Origin of the sequence: Brenneria roseae subsp. americana (assembly GCF_003115815.1) — a bacterium.
In the GTDB taxonomy this organism is placed as follows: domain Bacteria; phylum Pseudomonadota; class Gammaproteobacteria; order Enterobacterales; family Enterobacteriaceae; genus Brenneria; species Brenneria roseae.
This window is the reverse complement of the sequence record NZ_QDKJ01000004.1, coordinates 272,005-287,353: the sequence shown is the minus strand read 5'-3', so window position 1 is coordinate 287,353 and position 15,349 is coordinate 272,005. Positions and strand designations below refer to the sequence as shown.

17 protein-coding genes, 2 tRNA genes, 2 other RNA genes and 1 pseudogene are annotated in these 15,349 nt (G+C 50.4%); 19 read left to right on the top strand and 3 right to left on the bottom strand.

The genetic code is table 11. From position 1 onward, the window contains the following. Positions 1-11: 11 nt before the first annotated feature. From cydB to B4923_RS07125, 16 genes and pseudogenes are all read left to right on the top strand, one after another. Positions 12-1,151, top strand: a complete 1,140-nt coding sequence (gene cydB, locus B4923_RS07205) for a cytochrome d ubiquinol oxidase subunit II (RefSeq protein WP_109053672.1) — start codon at positions 12-14, stop codon at positions 1,149-1,151. A 16-nt stretch (positions 1,152-1,167) separates the two neighbouring features. Next, a complete protein-coding gene (gene cydX, locus B4923_RS07200; protein ID WP_109053671.1) occupies positions 1,168-1,284 on the top strand; it encodes a cytochrome bd-I oxidase subunit CydX in 117 nt (38 codons plus the stop codon). Beyond that, the gene (ybgE, locus tag B4923_RS07195; protein ID WP_109053670.1) at positions 1,281-1,574 is read left to right on the top strand and encodes a cyd operon protein YbgE; all 294 of its coding nucleotides are present in this window, start codon (positions 1,281-1,283) and stop codon (positions 1,572-1,574) included. Before cydX ends, ybgE begins: the two co-directional genes overlap by 4 nt. 133 nt (positions 1,575-1,707) lie before the next feature. Continuing rightward, complete coding sequence (ybgC, locus tag B4923_RS07190) at positions 1,708-2,112, top strand: tol-pal system-associated acyl-CoA thioesterase (RefSeq protein ID WP_109053669.1); 405 nt, start codon at positions 1,708-1,710, stop codon at positions 2,110-2,112. Then, positions 2,109-2,795, top strand: coding sequence for a Tol-Pal system protein TolQ (gene tolQ / locus B4923_RS07185; protein WP_109053668.1), 687 nt, complete (start codon positions 2,109-2,111; stop codon positions 2,793-2,795). The genes ybgC and tolQ overlap by 4 nt, the downstream gene beginning before the upstream one ends. A 12-nt stretch (positions 2,796-2,807) precedes the next feature. Continuing rightward, positions 2,808-3,233, top strand: coding sequence for a colicin uptake protein TolR (gene tolR, locus B4923_RS07180; RefSeq protein ID WP_109053667.1), 426 nt, complete (start codon positions 2,808-2,810; stop codon positions 3,231-3,233). A gap of 64 nt (positions 3,234-3,297) precedes the next feature. After that, a complete protein-coding gene (tolA, locus tag B4923_RS07175) occupies positions 3,298-4,443 on the top strand; it encodes a cell envelope integrity protein TolA (protein WP_109053666.1) in 1,146 nt (381 codons plus the stop codon). A gap of 140 nt (positions 4,444-4,583) precedes the next feature. Continuing rightward, complete coding sequence (gene tolB / locus B4923_RS07170; RefSeq protein WP_109053665.1) at positions 4,584-5,876, top strand: Tol-Pal system beta propeller repeat protein TolB; 1,293 nt, start codon at positions 4,584-4,586, stop codon at positions 5,874-5,876. A gap of 41 nt (positions 5,877-5,917) precedes the next feature. Then, entirely contained in the window at positions 5,918-6,424 is a 507-nt protein-coding gene (gene pal / locus B4923_RS07165; RefSeq protein WP_109053664.1) for a peptidoglycan-associated lipoprotein Pal, read from the top strand. A gap of 9 nt (positions 6,425-6,433) precedes the next feature. Continuing rightward, entirely contained in the window at positions 6,434-7,210 is a 777-nt protein-coding gene (cpoB, locus tag B4923_RS07160) for a cell division protein CpoB (protein ID WP_109053663.1), read from the top strand. A gap of 264 nt (positions 7,211-7,474) precedes the next feature. After that, a tRNA-Arg gene (locus tag B4923_RS07155) sits at positions 7,475-7,550 on the top strand. 15 nt (positions 7,551-7,565) lie between these two features. After that, a non-coding RNA gene (locus B4923_RS07150) (RtT sRNA) lies at positions 7,566-7,695 on the top strand. 36 nt (positions 7,696-7,731) lie between these two features. Next, positions 7,732-7,807 (top strand) — tRNA-Lys (locus B4923_RS07145). A 15-nt stretch (positions 7,808-7,822) separates the two neighbouring features. Then, a non-coding RNA gene (locus B4923_RS07140) (RtT sRNA) lies at positions 7,823-7,952 on the top strand. A 320-nt stretch (positions 7,953-8,272) separates the two neighbouring features. Further along, positions 8,273-8,520 (top strand): annotated as a pseudogene (locus B4923_RS07135) (type II toxin-antitoxin system CcdA family antitoxin). A gap of 332 nt (positions 8,521-8,852) precedes the next feature. After that, positions 8,853-9,569 (top strand): DUF554 domain-containing protein, encoded by a 717-nt coding sequence (locus B4923_RS07125; RefSeq protein ID WP_109053662.1) that lies wholly within the window; start codon positions 8,853-8,855, stop codon positions 9,567-9,569. A gap of 45 nt (positions 9,570-9,614) precedes the next feature. On the opposite strand, the gene B4923_RS07120 is transcribed toward B4923_RS07125, so the two are convergent. Continuing rightward, the gene (locus tag B4923_RS07120) at positions 9,615-10,013 is read right to left on the bottom strand and encodes a YjaA family stress response protein (protein WP_109053661.1); all 399 of its coding nucleotides are present in this window, start codon (positions 10,011-10,013) and stop codon (positions 9,615-9,617) included. Positions 10,014-10,235: 222 nt separating this feature from the next. Between B4923_RS07120 and nadA the strand changes: the two genes are divergently transcribed. Continuing rightward, entirely contained in the window at positions 10,236-11,297 is a 1,062-nt protein-coding gene (gene nadA, locus B4923_RS07115; RefSeq protein ID WP_109053660.1) for a quinolinate synthase NadA, read from the top strand. A gap of 77 nt (positions 11,298-11,374) precedes the next feature. After that, a complete protein-coding gene (gene pnuC / locus B4923_RS07110) occupies positions 11,375-12,100 on the top strand; it encodes a nicotinamide riboside transporter PnuC (RefSeq protein WP_109053659.1) in 726 nt (241 codons plus the stop codon). Positions 12,101-12,127: 27 nt separating this feature from the next. Here pnuC and zitB read toward each other — a convergent pair whose 3' ends face one another. Beyond that, the gene (zitB, locus tag B4923_RS07105; protein WP_109053658.1) at positions 12,128-13,048 is read right to left on the bottom strand and encodes a CDF family zinc transporter ZitB; all 921 of its coding nucleotides are present in this window, start codon (positions 13,046-13,048) and stop codon (positions 12,128-12,130) included. Positions 13,049-13,368: 320 nt separating this feature from the next. Between zitB and aroG the strand changes: the two genes are divergently transcribed. Further along, a complete protein-coding gene (gene aroG / locus B4923_RS07100) occupies positions 13,369-14,424 on the top strand; it encodes a 3-deoxy-7-phosphoheptulonate synthase AroG (RefSeq protein WP_109053657.1) in 1,056 nt (351 codons plus the stop codon). A 129-nt stretch (positions 14,425-14,553) separates the two neighbouring features. Here aroG and gpmA read toward each other — a convergent pair whose 3' ends face one another. Beyond that, on the bottom strand, positions 14,554-15,306 hold the full coding sequence (gpmA, locus tag B4923_RS07095) for a 2,3-diphosphoglycerate-dependent phosphoglycerate mutase (protein WP_109053656.1): 753 nt from the start codon (positions 15,304-15,306) through the stop codon (positions 14,554-14,556). Positions 15,307-15,349 lie beyond the last annotated feature (43 nt).

Below are 15,349 nucleotides of genomic sequence, written 5' to 3'. Positions count from 1 at the left end.
AGGAGTCCACTATGTTTGAATATGAAGTCTTGCGTTTTATCTGGTGGCTGTTGATCGGCATCCTGCTGATTGGTTTTGCTGTCACCGATGGTTTTGACATGGGTGTTGGGGTACTGGTTCGTCTGATGGGGCGTGGAGATACCGAGCGCCGCGTGATGATCAACAGTATTGCGCCGCATTGGGACGGAAACCAGGTGTGGCTGATCACGGCGGGGGGCGCGTTGTTTGCCGCCTGGCCGATGGTTTATGCAGCGGCGTTTTCCGGCTTCTACATCGCGATGATTCTGGTGCTGGCATCATTGTTCTTCCGCCCGGTTGGTTTTGACTATCGTTCAAAAATCGAAGATCCGCGCTGGCGCAATATGTGGGACTGGGGCATCTTCATCGGTAGTTTTGTACCGCCGGTCGTGATCGGTGTGGCCTTTGGCAACCTGTTGCAGGGGGTGCCGTTCCATGTGGATGAATACTTGCGTCTGTACTACACCGGCAATTTCTTCCAGCTGCTCAATCCGTTTGGCCTGCTGACAGGTATTGTCAGCCTGACCATGATTGTGGCGCAGGGGGCAACCTATCTGATGATGCGGACGACCGGCGACTTGCATGTGCGTACAAAATCGGCAGCACAGATTTCTGCGTTGGTCATGATGGTTACGTTCGTGCTGGCTGGTATCTGGGTCGTTTACGGAATTGATGGCTATGTCGTGACATCCGTGATGAACACAGCGGCGGAATCTAATCCGTTACACAAAGAAGTGGCGCATCAGGCGGGTGCCTGGTTGATTAACTTCAACAATCATCCGGTTCTGTGGGCGATTCCTTTGTTAGGCGCGGTATTACCTCTGCTGACCATCGCTACCGCCAGAATGGAAAAAGGGGCGTGGGCTTTCCTGTTCTCCTCACTGACCATTGCTTGTGTGATCCTGACGGCGGGCGTTGCCATGTTCCCGTTCATCATGCCATCGGTAACGGCGCCGAATGTCAGCCTCACGATGTGGGATGCGACGTCCAGCCTGCTGACCCTGAAAGTGATGACGGTGGTGGCGATCATTTTCGTCCCGATAGTGCTGTCTTACACGGCCTGGTGTTACTACAAAATGTTCGGACGGATTACCAAAGAACATATTGAGCAAAACACCCACTCTATGTACTAAGTAAGGAGCTTAATTTATGTGGTATTTTGCCTGGATACTCGGAACGCTTCTTGCTTGTTCACTAGGGATTATCACTGCCCTGGCGTTTGAGCAGAGCGAGGCAAACAAAGCGACCGAAGATAAAACTCAATGAGTGATTTGGTCGATAAACTCTATCGCCTGATGGATAAGAGCCCGTTAAGGGCTCTTTCCCTTATCATGGCCCTTCTGGCGGCCGGTTGTGTTTTCTGGGACCCTGCGCGTTTTGCCGCCCGGACCAGTGAACTATCCGTATGGCAGGGGTTTTTGCTGATTTGGGCGGTGTGCGCCGGCGTGGTCCATGGCGTCGGTTTTCGTCCTCAGCGTTGGTGCTGGCGTGCGTTTTTCTCCCCACTTCCAGCCTTTGTGATCCTGAGCGCAGGTTTGTATTACTTCTTTAGCTAGAATGGCCGCCTATTCCATTTGGTTATGGGTTGCTTGCAACCCATAATTATTTTCTTTCCGCAGTCACAATCCATTCCAAACCTCATATCTCTTGCGTATAGTAGCGATGTTTATTGCATTACCGGGATGTAGAGTGAGTAATACGTTATTCCGCTGGCCAGTTAGGGTCTACTTTGAAGACACTGATGCTGGAGGTGTTGTCTACCACGCGCGCTATATCGCCTTTTATGAAAGGGCGAGAACAGAGATGCTGCGGGAGCGCAATTTTCACCAGCATGCTTTAATGCGTGAGCATGTTGCTTTTGCTGTTCGCCGGATAACGGTGGAGTATCTTGCCCCGGCGCGCCTTGACGATATGTTGGAAGTGCAAAGCGAGATCGTTTCGATACGTGGCGCTTCTCTGACTTTCGCGCAGCGCATTCTCAATTCACATGGTATTTTGTTGAGCCATGCTGAAGTTTTGATCGCATGTATCGATCCACATCAAATGAAGCCAATTGCGCTTCCTAAGTCTATTGTCGCGGAGTTTAAGCAGTGACTGACATGAACATTCTTGATTTGTTCCTGAAGGCAAGCCTTCTGGTCAAACTAATCATGCTGATTTTAATCTGTTTTTCCATCGCTTCCTGGGCGATTATCATTCAGCGAACCCGTATTTTGAATGCGGCGACGCGTGACGCAGAAGCGTTTGAAGATAAGTTCTGGTCCGGTATCGAACTCTCTCGCTTGTATCAGGAAAGCCAGACTCGCCGCGATAGCCTGACGGGTACGGAACAAATCTTCTATTCAGGTTTCAAAGAGTTTGCACGTTTGCATCGGGCAAACAGTCATGCGCCAGAAGCGGTGGTGGAAGGCGCTTCCCGTGCGATGCGTATCTCCATGAACCGCGAGTTGGAAACGCTGGAAACACATATCCCGTTCTTAGGTACGGTCGGTTCCATCAGTCCGTATATCGGGCTGTTTGGTACCGTTTGGGGGATTATGCATGCATTTATCGCTCTGGGGGCGGTTAAGCAGGCAACCTTGCAGATGGTTGCGCCTGGTATCGCCGAAGCCCTGATTGCAACGGCGATTGGTCTGTTCGCGGCAATCCCCGCTGTTATGGCATATAACCGCCTTAACCAGCGAGTGAACAAGCTGGAACAGAACTATGACAACTTTATGGAAGAGTTCATCGCCATCCTGCATCGTCAAGCTTTCTCCAGCGATAACAGCAAATAATCAGGGGGAAGCATGGCACGAGTACGCAGAGGACGTCGTGAACTGAAGTCCGAAATCAACATTGTCCCATTGCTTGACGTCTTGTTGGTGTTGCTGCTGATTTTTATGGCGACGGCGCCGATTATCACGCAGAGCGTTGAAGTTGATTTGCCTGAAGCGACGGATTCGAAAACGGTTTCCAGCAATGATAACCCTCCGGTAATCGTTGAAGTTTCCGGCGTCGGGCAGTACAGCCTGGTGGTAGAGCAGAATAGGATGGAACAGTTGCCGGCTGAACAGGTGATAGCAGAAGCGCAATCCCGGTTGGCGGCCAATCCCAAGACGGTCTTTTTGATTGGCGGTGCAAAGGATGTTCCCTATGATGAGATCATCAAAGCGCTGAACCTGTTGCATCAGGCCGGGGTTAAATCCGTTGGTTTGATGACGCAACCGATTTAAATGAGCTAATCACCGCAATGATCGTTAGGTCTATTTCTGGCAACACTGTTTTTGGGAATCGCTTGTGCTAAAGGCAACCGAACAAAACGATAAGCTGAAACGCGCCGTTATTATTTCGGCTGTTTTGCATGTCATACTGATTGCTTTGCTGATCTGGAGTTCGTTAACTCAAACGATGGATGCCAGCGGCGGTGGCGGCGGTGGTTCGTCAATTGATGCTGTCATGGTTGATCCCAGCGCGGTCGCCGAACAATACAATCGGCAGCAACAGCAGCAAACGGATGCAAAACGTTCTGAGCAATTACGCAAGAAACAGGCTGAGCAGCAGGCTGAAGAATTACAGCAGAAGCAGGCCGCCGAGCAACAACGGCTGAAGGAACTGGAAAAAGAACGTTTGCAGGCCCAGGAAGAGGCCAAAAAGCAGGCTCAGGAACAGGCTCAACAGCGTAAGCAGGCTGAAGAGGCGGCTCAACTGGCGAAAGAACAGCAAAAACAGGCTGAAACCGCGGCTGCGAAAGCAAAAGCTGAAGCGGAGCAACAGGCGAAAGCGGCGGCGGACGCGAAGAAGAAAGCGGAAGAAGAAGCCCGGCAACAAGCTGCCGCTGCGGCGGCAGCGAAGAAACAGGCGGAAGATGAAGCCAGGGCAAAAGCTGCTGAAGCGGCCAAAGCCGAAGCAGCGAAAGAAGCGGAGCTGGCAAAGCAAAAGGCAGCAGCGGAAGCCGCCAAGAAAAAAGCCGAGGCTGACGCCGCCAAGAAAGCGGAAGCGGCTGCCGCAGCCAAAAAAGCAGCAGAAGATAAGAAAAAAGCCGCCGCTGAGGCGGCCAGGCAGGAAAGTGCGGTCGATGATTTGCTGGGAGGCCTGGCATCATCCCAAAACGCCCCTAAATCGGGCGGCGGAGCGCCTGCCGGTACAGGTAATAACGCGAAGAGCGGCGCGTCTGGCGCGGCGCTCGACAGTTACGGTAGTCAGGTTCGTGCAGCAATCCAGAGTAAGTTTTACGACTGGCAGTTGTATAAAGGCCGGACCTGTACATTACGCATCAGACTGGCTCCTGACGGTTTGTTGATCGATGTGAATGCTGAAGGTGGCGATCCTGCCTTGTGTCAGGCTGCGATTGCCGCGGCGAAACAGGCGAGAATTCCGAGGCCGCCAAGTTCAGATGTTTATGAGGCTTTCAAAAATGCGCCGATAGATTTTAAACCGCAGTAACCCGGGCTGTTTACCCATATAGGTCTAAGATTATTACTATGGTAAGCAAACCAGGTTATGGTGTTTTGTTGACATTGGTTTGTTTTTGTTAAAATTCTGCTAATTTATCGCAGACGCTTCGTCTGGATAAGGGAGATGAAATGAAGCAGGTACTTAAAGTCGCATTAAGCTTTTTAATGCTGTTTGCCGCAGTGGCGCACGCGGAAGTACGTATAGAGATTACCCAGGGGGTAGACTCCGCCCGTCCGATCGGCGTCGTTCCTTTCAAATGGGTGGGCGCGGGTGCCGCGCCTGAAGAGGTGGGCGGTATTGTGGGGGCTGACTTGCGTAACAGCGGCAAGTTCAATCCGATCGATGCCAACCGTATGCCTCAGCAACCGGCTACCGCGTCTGAAGTCACGCCCGCCGCCTGGACGGCACTGGGCATTGACGCCGTCGTTGTCGGACAGGTTCAGCCTAGCGCAGACGGCAGCTATGTTGTTTCTTACCAACTGGTGGATACTTCTGGTAACCCAGGCAGCGTATTGGCGCAGAATCAGTTCAAGGTGACCAAGCAATGGTTACGTTATGCTGCGCACACCGCCAGTGATGAAGTGTTTGAAAAGCTGACCGGCATCAAGGGGGCGTTCCGTACCCGTATCGCTTATGTTGTGCAGACTAACGGCGGCCAGTTCCCTTACGAATTGCGCGTTGCGGATTACGATGGCTATAACCAGTTTGTCGTACACCGTTCCCCTGAACCGTTGATGTCTCCAGCCTGGTCTCCGGATGGCAGCAAACTTGCCTACGTAACCTTTGAAAGCGGTCGTTCTGCGTTGGTTATCCAGACTCTGGCAAACGGTGCGATCCGACAGGTTGCGTCATTCCCTCGTCACAACGGGGCGCCTTCTTTCTCCCCAGATGGCAGTAAGCTGGCATTTGCATTGTCTAAAAGCGGTAGTCTGAATCTGTATATGATGAACCTGGGGTCTGGCCAAATTAGTCAGATAACCGATGGTCGCAGCAATAACACGGAGCCAACCTGGTTCCCTGATAGCCAAACGCTGGCCTATACTTCTGATCAGGCCGGACGTCCTCAAGTATATAAAGTGAATGTTAACGGTGGTTCACCGCAACGCCTGACCTGGGAAGGTGCCCAGAATCAGGACGCTGAAGTGAGCGCCGATGGTAAATTTCTGGTAATGGTGGGTTCCAATAGTGGCGTCCAGCACATTGCCAAACAGGATCTGGTAACGGGAGCCGTACAAGTACTAACGGACACGTTCCTGGACGAAACGCCAAGTATCGCACCGAATGGCACCATGGTTATCTATAGCTCTAAACAGGGCTTGGGTTCCGTGCTACAGCTGGTTTCGACTGACGGGCGTTTCAAAGCGCGTCTTCCGGCGACTGATGGACAGGTTAAATTCCCTGCCTGGTCTCCGTATCTATAAGTGCAGATATGTACAATAAACTATTTAAAGGACATAAAGAGATGCAATTCAATAAAGTGCTGAAAGGCCTGATGTTGGCTCTGCCGGTGCTGGCAGTTGCCGCATGTAGCTCAAACAAGAATGCGGGCAATGATCAGTCTTCAATCGATGCCGCTGGTAGTAACGGTGCGTTTGATAGCAATGCCTCTTCTGAGCAGGCTCGTCTGCAGATGCAGGAATTACAGCGTAACAACATCGTATACTTCGATCTGGATAAATACGATATTCGCTCTGATTTCGCACAAATGCTGGACGCCCATGCTGCATTCCTGCGTAGCAACCCGTCTTACAAAGTGACTATCGAAGGTCACGCGGACGAACGTGGTACGCCTGAATACAACATCGCTCTGGGTGAGCGCCGTGCCAACGCGGTACAAATGTATCTGCAGGGTAAAGGCGTTTCCTCTGATCAGATCTCTATCGTATCTTACGGTAAAGAAAAACCAGCCGTTCTGGGCCATGACGAAGCGGCATATGCCAAAAACCGTCGTGCCGTTCTGGTATACTAAGAGTATCGCATGAACAGTAACTTCAGACGTCACTTGTTGGGTCTGTCGTTACTGGTTGGCGTAGCGGTCCCCTGGGCCGCTACTGCCCAAGCGCCAATCAGTAATGTCGGCTCTGGCTCGGTAGATGATCGAGTCACTCAACTAGAGCGTATTTCCAACGCTCACAGCCAGCTTTTAACTCAACTTCAGCAACAGCTATCTGATACGCAGCGCGATATTGACAACCTGCGTGGGCAGATTCAGGAAAGTCAGTATCAACTGAATCAGGTTGTTGAACGACAAAAACAGATCTATCAGCAGATTGATGGATTGAGTTCATCGTCATCAGCCGCAGCGACGCCAACAGATGGTTCGCCAGCTGTAGGTACGGATAGCGGAGCCGCAAATAATGCGGCGCCAACCGCGTCCTCCGGTGATATGAACAGTGATTACAATACGGCGGTTGCGCTGGTGCTGGAGAAAAAACAGTACGATCAGGCAATCAGCGCATTTCAGGCTTTCGTCAAAAAATACCCGGATTCGACTTATCAACCCAATGCCAACTACTGGCTTGGGCAGTTGAATTACAACAAGGGTAAAAAAGACGATGCTGCCTACTATTTTGCCAATGTTGTGAAAAATTATCCCAAATCGCCGAAAAGCTCCGAAGCGTTATTTAAGGTTGGGGTGATCATGCAGGAAAAAGGGCAGACGGATAAAGCCAAAGCCGTTTACCAGCAAGTCGTAAAAATGTATCCCAATACGGAAAGTGCGAAACAGGCTCAAAAGCGCTTATCCGCATCGTGATCGCTTTCGTCCGTCAGGCACAAAAGTTGCGCATTATGGGCAATTTTTGTGCCTGAACGTCTTAAGAATAAGCAGTCGAACTATTTTTATAGAAAATAGGTTGCGCTGAAAATTTAAATTAGTAATATATGCCGCCGTTGCCAAGGCAAGAACGAAACGCCGAAGCAGCATGAATTGGGGGCGCGGAGAGCAATTGATTTTTAATCAATTTGCCGCCACCACTCACCAATTACAGCAGTCAGTTTTTAAGCAGTTCCGCACTGCGGGTCGTTAGCTCAGTTGGTAGAGCAGTTGACTTCTAATCAATTGGTCGCAGGTTCGAATCCTGCACGACCCACCAATTTCAAGTTTGAAAGCGGGTTTTGAATCGTAAAGGATGAGAACCGTAAGGTTTGACAAAATCGGGAGATCGATTTTGAGCAACGCGAAAGCGTTGACCCCGAAGGGGCGAGGCCGCAGGCCGAGTAATCCTGCACGACCCACCAATTACAGCAGTAAGTTTTTAAGCAGTTCCGCGTTGCGGGTCGTTAGCTCAGTTGGTAGAGCAGTTGACTTTTAATCAATTGGTCGCAGGTTCGAATCCTGCACGACCCACCAATTTCAAGCTTGAAAGCGAGTTTTGAATCGTGAAGGATGAGAACCGTAAGGTTCGACAAAATCGGGAGATCGATTTTGAGCAACGCGAAAGCGTTGACCCTGAAGGGGCGAGGCCACAGGCCGAGTAATCCTGCACGACCCACCAATTAAATCAGCTAGTTACGTTGTTTTCTTCTCCAGCAAACTACCTTCCACAAATTGGGGCAGGTAAAAATTCCCTCTTATTAAACGCTTTGTTTTCTCTTCTGTTTTTCGTCTGGGCATCGGATAGTGCTTCGCCACGATATTGTCCCTCTTATCTTATCTACCCAGGTCAGGACGTTTAAAAACAGAAGAAGATGAGATCTCATTAGCTTATTGTGGGATCGCAAACGCCTTGATTACACTCGTTTTGTTACCATAAGCACCACGATTGCTTTTACACCGCCTTCGACCCATCATACTTTACGCATAGGACATAGCATGATGAAAACCGCAATTGCTTCCCGTCAGGGTGCTAAAAGAAGCACTAACGTATATTTGACCGCTTCACTGGTCGAGGCGGCCGCGGCATGAATATGAACCTGTCGGCGACACTGGATGAACTGCTGGCACAGACGATCGAGGCCAGAAAAAGCGAGCGTGAGAAGGAAAAACAGGATATGCAGGCCATGAATAAGTTCATGGAAAAAGCGGGGATGATCACGGACGATGACTTTTTCGGGAGTATTTAATGGCGCAATTTGATGTTTACCGGAACCCATCGGCCAAATCAAATCAGCTATGGCCGTATTATTTGCTCATCTAGCACGATTATCCAGTCATGAACAGGGTTGAATCTGCCCATCCCTGGGCTATCTCACAATGGTCAATCCATGTAGCGTGCCCGCGCCCGATACCTCCTGCCTATTTGCTTTCCCACTAACTCTCTGGTTTGCGGTATATTACGTTTTTCAATACCTCACTATGGGGCTGTAAAGCCCGTCAGTTCATTTTATTTCGAACCTATAGCTAATGTGAGTTGTTGCCACGGAAAAGCGTATGACACCGTGGTTAGGGAGATTTTATGGTCGGTCCGTTGATTAATGGCGCTGCTATCCTGATCGGTGGCGGTATTGGTATCGCATTGCGGCGTTTTATTCCGCAGCGCTTGCAGGATGGATTGCCCCCGGCATTTGCCATGGTGTCCATCGCGATGGGGATAACCCTGATCGTGAAAGTTCAGCAACTGCCCGCGGTGGCGCTAGCGATTATTATTGGCGTTGCCGTGGGTGAGTTGTTACGGATGGAATATGGCGTTCAGAACGTGGGGATATTTATCCAAAAAGCGCTGAATCGTCTGCTGCCGACGATGGAACATCGCCTGCCGCAGGATGTGTATACGCAGAATTTCACCGCACTAATCATGTTGTTCTGCGCCAGTGGAACGGGGGTGGTTGGCGCGTTAACCGAAGGTTTAACCGGCGACTATCAGTTGCTGATTGTCAAATCTGCTCTGGATGTTTTTACCGCGCTGATCTTCTCCATTACTCTGGGATTCTCGGTAATGTCGATTGCTATCCCGCAGTTTATTATCCAGACGTTACTGTTTTTCTCCGCCAAACTGATTATGCCGTTCATGACGGTTATCACCATGGGGGATTTTTCCGCCTGTGGCGGCATTATTATGGTGGCCGTCGGACTGCGGATTGCTCAAATTAAGCTCATTGCGGTTGTTAATTTCCTGCCGGCGCTGATACTGATTGTTCCGATATCCCTCTACTGGCACCGAATCTTCGGCTGAAGCTGCTGTAGAGCATACCGATTTTTTTGACGCAGAGTGGATCGTTCAACGGCTGACAATACCTGACGGCTGGCCGCTAAATATCTGGATGATTTCCCGATCGGTCAGCGGGACAGATTTGGTGCATAAGTAAACCTGCTTACCCTGTGGGCTAATGGTTTTGGCCAGTTCCATATAGCTGGCAAATTCGACCTGACTGTGCCCCCCTTCATTCATTTCCATAGCCTGGATGATGACTTTATGGGGAATAAACAGATCGACTAATCGTTTTGGCGCGACTTTGCGTGTCAGTTGCTGTAGCAATTTCATGGCCGGGATCATTTGCCCGAGTAGCAGACGTGTGGTGGTAAAAGGGGTTTCCGGTTTACCTGTCACTTCTTTGCCTGTGTCAGCATTCCTGACGACCAGCGTGTCGCGGTAAATTTTGATATAAATATGAGCCACTGAATCTCCCTGTTTCCTCTTTTATTTGAGGCGTCTGTTTCCTCAATAAATGACTGTCTGACCGTTGTTTTATGCATATTAAACAATCTGGCGATTTTCCGCTAAAAATAAGGCGACTTTATCCGGTTTTTTCGGTATTTTGTTTAGGATAAAAAACACCAAAGTCTGAAACTGAGCGTCATAGATCGTTTAGTTCTCTAGTTGTCATCATGGAAATCCATAATGAGCATCCTTTTCGATAGCAATGAAACAATTTACCCTTTTCCGGCGAAACCCAAGCCCTTGTCTGCCGAAGAAAAGCAGCATTACCGTAGCAGGATAAAAACATTACTGCAGCAGAGAAATGCGGTAATCGTTGCCCATTACTATACCGATCCGGAAATCCAGGCGTTGGCGGAAGAAACCGGCGGTTGTGTGGCCGACTCACTGGAAATGGCTCGTTTTGGCAGCACGCATACGGCCTCGACGCTGTTGGTCGCCGGGGTTCGTTTCATGGGCGAAACGGCAAAAATTCTCAACCCGGAAAAAACGGTGCTGATGCCGACGCTGGAAGCAGAATGCTCGCTTGACCTCGGCTGCCCGATCGACACGTTCAGCCAGTTTTGTGATAGCCATCCCGATCGTACCGTGGTGGTGTATGCCAATACCTCTGCTGCCGTCAAGGCGCGCGCTGATTGGGTTGTGACATCCAGTATTGCTGTCGAATTGATTGAGCATCTGGATAGTCTGGGAGAAAAAATTATCTGGGCTCCCGATCGTCATCTGGGGAGCTATGTACAAAAGCAGACCGGGGCCGATGTGCTGTGCTGGCAAGGTGCCTGTATCGTACATGATGAATTTAAAATTCAGGCGCTGAAGCGTATGAAGGTGCTTTACCCGGACGCCGCGATTCTGGTGCATCCGGAATCACCGCAAAGCGTCGTCGAGATGGCCGATGCGGTAGGTTCTACCAGCCAATTGATTCAGGCGGCAAAAACGCTACCCCAGCGTGAGCTGATTGTGGCAACCGATCGCGGTATTTTCTACAAGATGCAGCAGGCGTGCCCGGATAAGACATTATTAGAAGCGCCGACCGCGGGCGAGGGGGCAACCTGCCGCAGTTGTGCGCATTGTCCCTGGATGGCGATGAATGGTCTTGAAGCGATTGCCAAAGGTCTGGGGCAGGGGGGCAGCCTGCATGAAATTCATGTCGATGCGGCGCTACGTGAAGGGGCGCTGATCCCGCTGAATCGGATGCTTGATTTTGCGGCGGAATTGAAATTACGCGTCCGCGGGAATGCCTGACGGCAATATTGTTCTTTATGGTCTTTGTTTGATCAACATAATCAATTTGCGCTTAATCATTGAGACAAGGTGGAGAGATGGATTTTTTCAGTACCAGTAACATTTTAATTCATATTCCTTTAGGTGCGGGTGGATACGATCTGTCCTGGATCGAGGCGATTGGTACGCTGGTTGGTCTGTTGTGCATTTGGCTGGCGAGTCTGGAAAAAACCATTAACTACTTGTTTGGTTTGATTAACGTCACACTGTTTGCGGTGATTTTTTTCCAGATTCAACTCTATGCCAGCCTGCTGCTACAGATTTTCTTTTTCGCTGCCAATGTTTATGGCTGGTATGCCTGGACACGCAAGACAGATACAGATGAAGTGGAGCTTAGGATCCGCTGGCTGTCATTGCCTAAGCTAATAGGCTGGTCTGCGATAAGCGTTGTCGCAATCGGTCTGATGACGGTTTATATCGATCCGGTTTTCGCGGCGCTGACGCGTGTGGCGGTATCGGGTATGCAAATGTTCGGGATCGCCGCACAAATGCCAGAGTTGCAACCTGATGCATTCCCATTCTGGGACTCAACCATGATGGTGTTATCCATCGTGGCGATGCTGTTGATGACGCGCAAGTATGTTGAAAACTGGCTGCTTTGGGTGGTTATCGACATTATTAGCGTGGTGATTTTTGCCTATCAGGGGGTTTATGCCATGGCGGTGGAATACGCTATCCTGACGCTGATCGCGCTGAACGGTTCCTGGTTGTGGATCAAGAGCGCACGGGATAATCACTCTTTACCCCTTGCGCGCGAAGCCTAAACGCTAAAACCGCTTTATGTTTACACATCAGTGATGGTGGTGATGATCTTGCGCCGGATGGATATCGCAGTGGTCATCATCACAGTGCTGATACTCCATCTGGATAGTCGTGTGACCAATCTGATAATTTTTCAGCAAATACGTCTGAATCTGTTTCAGTAACGTATCATGGTCGTAAATCGGAATAACCTGTGCGTGCAGCGTCATCATGGGCTTTTCGCCAATCTGCCAGATGTGTACATGATGGATATTTCTTACCTCGGGAATATTCATCGTCAGATCTTTCTTCAGCGCTTCGATACTTATCTGGCTCGGCGTGCCTTCCAGCAGTTCATGAATACTCTCTTTCATGAGCGACCAGGCGCTGCGCAGCACCAGGCAGGAGACTAAAATCGACAGAATGGGGTCGATAGGCGTCCAGTTGGTGAACAGAATGATTAATGCGGCGACGATCGCCCCCACCGAACCGAGTAAATCCCCCAGAACATGCAGAGCGGCAGCCCGCACATTGATGTTTTTCTCTTCGTTGCCGTGATGCAGTAGCCAGAAGGCAGCAATATTCGCCAACATGCCTGCGATGGCAACCAGCAACATAGGCACACCCGCAACGGGTTGCGGTTCGTAGAAGCGTCGGATCGCCTCCCAGACAATGAGCACGGTAATGACCAACAGCGCCAAGGCATTGACGAACGCGGCGAGCGTGGTGAAGCGTAAATAACCAAAGGTATGGCGGGCATTCGGTTTCTTCTGGGAAAATCGGACGGCCAGCAATGCGACGAACAGCGCCGCCGCATCGGTCAGCATATGGCCGGCGTCCGCGAGCAGCGCCAGAGATCCCGACAGCAGTCCCCCTATCACTTCCGCCACCATAAAGGTCGCCGTTATAATAAAGGCTGCCAGCAGACGTTTGCTATTGCCCGGTTCCGCATGATTGCGATCGTGTGCCATCGTTTATCCCGCGTTGTTTGCTTATCTGGTGTTCATTTTACTCTACGGGAACCGGCAGGGGAAAAATATCCTTTTGGGCTGCTATACCGCGTATTGATGACGTCGATGATGTGGTGGAAAGCGGGCGCATTTTGCCGCTGACGGCGTTTTAATGAATAAATTGGGTCGAATTCAGCGCCACGATAGCGTCTGATTGACATATAATGACCCGACTGCAATATATGAAAAACCCAGCCTCTCAAGCTATCAGCTATCTTGCATGCGGGGGGCACGCATTGGGTGTGAGTTGAAAATACCGTTCTGGAATCGATGGAATTACTATGAATTACCAAAATGATGATTTAAGAATCAAAGACATTAAGGAACTTTTGCCGCCGGTTGCTCTGCTGGAGAAGTTTCCCGCCACGGACAAGGCCGCAGAAACGGTATCGTTCGCGCGTACAGCTATTCACAAAATCCTTAACGGTAACGATGATCGTTTGCTGGTTGTCATCGGTCCCTGCTCTATTCACGATCCGAAAGCCGCCAAAGAGTATGCCGCCCGCCTGGTCACGCTGCGTCAGGAACTGAGCGACGATCTGGAAATTGTCATGCGGGTTTATTTTGAAAAACCGCGTACAACGGTGGGCTGGAAAGGATTAATCAACGATCCGCACATGGATAACAGCTACCAGATTAATGACGGCCTGCGTATTGCGCGTCATCTGTTGCTGGAAATTAACAACATGGGTTTGCCTGCCGCTGGCGAATTTCTGGATATGATCACGCCACAATACATGGCGGATTTAATGAGCTGGGGCGCGATTGGCGCGCGGACCACGGAGTCTCAGGTACACCGTGAGCTGGCCTCCGGTTTGTCTTGCCCGGTTGGTTTTAAGAACGGTACTGACGGCACGATCAAAGTTGCTATTGACGCCATTAATGCCGCCAGCGCGCCGCATTGCTTCTTGTCCGTCACTAAATGGGGTCATTCTGCTATTGTTAACACCAGCGGTAACAATGATTGCCATATTATTCTGCGCGGTGGTAAGACGCCGAATTACAGCGCCGAACATGTGAAAGAGGTGAAGATTGGTCTGGAAAAAGCGGGCCTGACGCCGCAGGTTATGATCGATTTCAGCCATGCCAACAGCAGCAAGAAATTCAAAAAGCAGATGGAAGTCTGTGAAGACGTGAGCGGGCAGATTGCTCAGGGCGAAAAAGCGATTGTGGGTGTGATGGTTGAAAGCCATCTGGTTGAAGGCAACCAGAGTCTGGAAAACAATGAACCGTTGGTATACGGTCAGAGCGTAACCGATGCCTGCATTGGCTGGGAGGATACCGAAATGCTGTTGCGTCAACTGGCGTCGGCGGTGCGCGAGCGCCGCAGCAAGTAAGCGGCTTACAGGGATGATTGGCTGCGTCTTGACGATCTGCCCATTATCACTGTTCATCGCACTCTGTCATTAACCTCCAATAAAAAACCGGCTTATTAGCCGGTTTTTTGGTTTATCAGGTCAGCCGAATTACTTGGCTTTACCCTGATTCGCTACGGCTGCGGCTTTTGCTGCGATTTCATCAGCGTTGCCCAGATAGTAGTGTTTAATCGGTTTGAAGTTTTCATCGAACTCATAAACCAACGGCACACCCGTCGGGATGTTCAGTTCGAGAATTTCGTCTTCGCCCATATTGTCCAGGTATTTAACCAATGCGCGCAGGGAGTTGCCGTGAGCGGCGATGATAACGCGCTCACCGCTTTTGATGCGCGGCAGAATGGTTTCATTCCAATAAGGCACCACACGTTCGATAGTCAGAGCCAGGCTTTCGGTTAACGGCAGTTCATCGTCGCTCAGTGACGCGTAACGCGGGTCGTGTCCAGGGAAACGTTCATCATCACGAGTCAGTTCTGGTGGGGTAACGGCAAAACCACGACGCCATTGTTTTACCTGATCGTCACCGTATTTTTCGGCGGTTTCGGCTTTGTTCAGACCCTGTAGGGCACCGTAATGACGCTCATTCAGTTTCCAGGATTTTTCTACCGGCAGCCAGGCTTGATCCAGCTCGTCCAGTACATTCCACAGCGTATGAATGGCACGTTTCAGCACGGAGGTATAAGCAAAGTCAAAGGCAAAGCCTTCTTCTTTAAGCAATTTACCGGCGGCCTTGGCTTCTGTGCGACCTTTGTCGGACAGATCTACGTCGTACCAGCCCGTGAAGCGGTTTTCATTGTTCCACTGGCTCTCACCGTGTCTTACCAGTACCAGCTTAGTTACAGCCATAGCTAAACTCCTTCATATCCTAAGATTTCTGTGATAACTCGTT